This is a genomic window from Streptomyces sp. NPDC001415 (assembly GCF_053597395.1).
This window is the reverse complement of sequence record NZ_JBSFIE010000076.1, coordinates 1-3,454: the sequence shown is the minus strand read 5'-3', so window position 1 is coordinate 3,454 and position 3,454 is coordinate 1. Positions and strand designations below refer to the sequence as shown.

Sequence of the window (3,454 nt, the reverse complement as noted above, 5' to 3'; positions counted from 1 at the left end):
CATCACCCGAACGCGCCACCCGACCCGACGGCCAGAACCGCTCACGCTGGAACGCATACGTCGGCAGATCCACCCACCGCGCACCCGAGCCGGCGTACAGCGCCGCCCAGTCCACGCTCGCACCCCGGACGTACAGCTGCGCCAGGGCACCCAGCAGCGCCGCCTCCTCCGGCCGGTCCTTGCGCAGTACGGGAGCAAGCGCGGCGTCGTCCGGTAGCGACTCCTGTGCCATCGCGGACAGCACACCGTCCGGGCCGAGTTCGAGGTAGCGCGTCACCCCTTCCGCGTGCAGAGCCCGTATGCCGTCCGCGAAACGCACGGCTTCGCGGACGTGCTGGACCCAGTAGTCGGCCTGGCCGAGCTGTTCGGGCCCGGCGAGTCGGCCCGTCAGGTTCGACACGACGGGGATCGTGGGCGTGCCGAAGGACAGCCGTGCCACCACCGCGCGGAAGTCGGCCAGCATCGGTTCCATCAGCGGCGAGTGGAAGGCGTGCGAGACCCGCAGCCTGCTGGTCTTGCGGCCCTCCGCTGCGAAGTGCGCCGCGACGGCCAGCACCGCGTCCTCAACACCGGAGACCACCACCGACGACGGACCATTGACCGCCGCGATCGACACCCCACCCGTCAAGTGCGGAAGAACCTCCTCCTCCGTCGCCCTGATCGCCACCATCGCCCCACCAACGGGCAGTTGCTGCATCAACCGGCCCCGGGCCGCCACCAGCGCGCAGGCGTCCGGGAGGGAGAAGACGCCCGCCACGTGCGCCGCGGCGACTTCACCGATCGAATGCCCCGCCACGAAATCGGCGCGCACGCCCCACGATTCCGCCAACCGGTACAGCGCCACCTCGATCGCGAACAACCCGGCCTGGGCGTACACGGTCCGGTTCAGCAGCTCCGCGTCCTCACCCCACACCACGTCCCGCAGCGGACGGTCCAAGTGCTCGTCCAAAGAAGCGCACACCGCGTCGAACGCCGCCGCGAAAACCGGATAACGGCCGTACAACTCCCTCCCCATCCCCAGGCGTTGAGACCCCTGGCCCGAGAACAAGAAGGCCGTCTTCCCCGCGCCGGACATACCTTCCGCAAGTCCGGCGTCGGCTTCGCCCGCGGCCAGTGCGGACAGGGCGAGCACCAGTGCTTCGCGGTCCTCACCCCACACCACCGCGCGGTGCGGGAAGCTCGACCGTCCTGTCACCAGTGAGTGGCCGATGTCCCGCGCGGACCGCCCGTCGCGGCCGGCGACGAGGGGCAGCAGGCGTGCCGCCTGGCCACGCAGCGCGGCCTCGTTCTTGCCGGAGAGCACCCACGCCAGCGCGCCGGGCTCGATCACCGGGGTATCCGGTTCGGTGTCGGCAAGGTCGGGTTCGGGTTCGGGTTGTTCCAGGATCACGTGCGCGTTCGTACCGCTGATCCCGAACGACGACACACCCGCACGACGCGGCCCGTCCCCCCGCTCCCACTCAACCGCAGACCTCAACAGCTCAACCGCACCCGCACCCCAGTCAACATGCGACGACGGCACATCCACATGCAACGTCCGCGGCAACACACCATGACGCATCGCCAACACCATCTTGATCACACCCGCAACACCCGAAGCCGCCTGCGCATGACCAATATTCGACTTCACCGAACCCAACAACAACGGCCGACCCCCCGACCGCCCCTGACCATACGTCGCCAACAACGCCTGAGCCTCGATCGGATCACCGAGCGTCGTACCCGTACCGTGCGCCTCCACCACATCCACATCCGCCGCCGACAGACCCGCACTCGCCAACGCCTGCCGAATCACCCGCTGCTGCGACGGACCATTCGGCGCCGTCAAACCATTCGACGCACCATCCTGATTCACCGCACTACCCCGCACGGTTGCCAAGATCCGGTGCCCGTTACGGCGCGCGTCCGACAAACGCTCCAACACCACCATCCCGGCGCCCTCGGCCCAACCCACACCATCGGCCCCATCACCGAACGCCTTGCAACGCCCATCCGAAGACAACCCACCCTGACGGGAGAACTCCACGAACGTCGTCGGAGTGGACATCACCGTCACACCACCCGCCAGAGCCAGCGAACACTCGCCCAGGCGCAGCGACTGCGCCGCCAAATGCAACGCCACCAACGACGACGAACACGCCGTATCCACCGTCACCGCCGGACCCTCGAAACCGAACGTGTACGACACCCGGCCCGAGGCGATACTGGCCGCACTGCCGTTGCTGCGGTAGCCCTCGAACTGGTCGCCGACGAGGAGGTCTTCGTAATCGGTGTACATCACGCCCGCGAAGACGCCGGTCCGGCTGCCGCGCAGTGACGTCGGGTCTATGCCCGTCCGCTCGATGGCCTCCCAGGCCGTCTCCAGCAGCAGCCTCTGCTGCGAGTCCGTCGCCAGCGCTTCCCGGGGGCTCATCCCGAAGAACTCGGGGTCGAACTCCGCCGCCTCGTGGAGGAATCCACCGGAGCGGGTGTACGAGGTACCGAATGCCTCGGGGTCCGGGTCGTGGAGGGCCTCCATGTCCCAGCCGCGGTCGGTGGGGAAGCCGGACACCGCGTCCACGCCCTCGGACACCAGCCGCCACAGGTCCTCGGGCGAGGTTACGCCGCCGGGGAAGCGGCAGCTCATGCCGACGATCACCACCGGGTCGTCGGCCGACCCTGCCGATGACGGCACCCGCGTCGGCAGCTCGACCTCCTCCTGCCCGCCGAACAGCTCGTCCAGCAGAAAGTCGACGAGCGCGCCGGCCGTGGGGTAGTCGAAGACGGCGGTGGACGAAAGCCGCATGTCCGTGGCCTTGTTGAGCCGATTGCGCAGCTCGACCGCGGTCAGGGAGTCGAAGCCGAGGTCCTGGAAGGCCCGGTCCGGGTCGACCGTCTCCGGACTCGCATGGCCCAGAACCACCGCGATCTGGGCGCGTACCAAGTCCAGTAGCGCCTCGCGGCGTTCCGCCGTACCCAGTCCGCTCAGGCGACTCACCAGGCCGGAGACGGCGGCCGAGCCGGCTACCGCCGAGCGCCGGGTGCGGGTCCTGATCAGGCCGCGCAACAGGGGAAGCACCTCCCCTTGCTCACGTAAGGTCGCCAAGTCGAAGCGTACGGGCAGGAGTTGGGCGTCGTCGGCAGCCAGCGCGGCGTCGAAGAGAGCCAGGCCCTCCTCGACGGACAGCGGCGGCATGCCCTGCCTGGCGATCCGCTGGAGGTCGACATCGGTGAGGCCACCGGTCATCCCACTGTCCTGGGACCAAGGACCCCACGCCAGCGACACCCCCGGCAGACCCAACGCACGACGGTGACCCACCAACGCGTCCAAGAAGGCATTACCCGCGGCGTAGTTGCCCTGACCCGCGCTGCCGAATGTGCCGGCCACGGACGAGAACACCACGAACGCGTCCAGATCCAGACCCCGGGTCGCCTCATGCAGATGCCACGCCGCATCCACCTTCGGACGCAACAC

Annotated in this window: 1 protein-coding gene; it reads right to left on the bottom strand. The window is 68.9% G+C overall.

Annotated features, from left to right (window positions below):
* A partial coding sequence (locus ACWC2B_RS37975; protein ID WP_450724911.1) for a type I polyketide synthase occupies window positions 1–3,454 on the bottom strand: 3,454 nt, incomplete at both ends.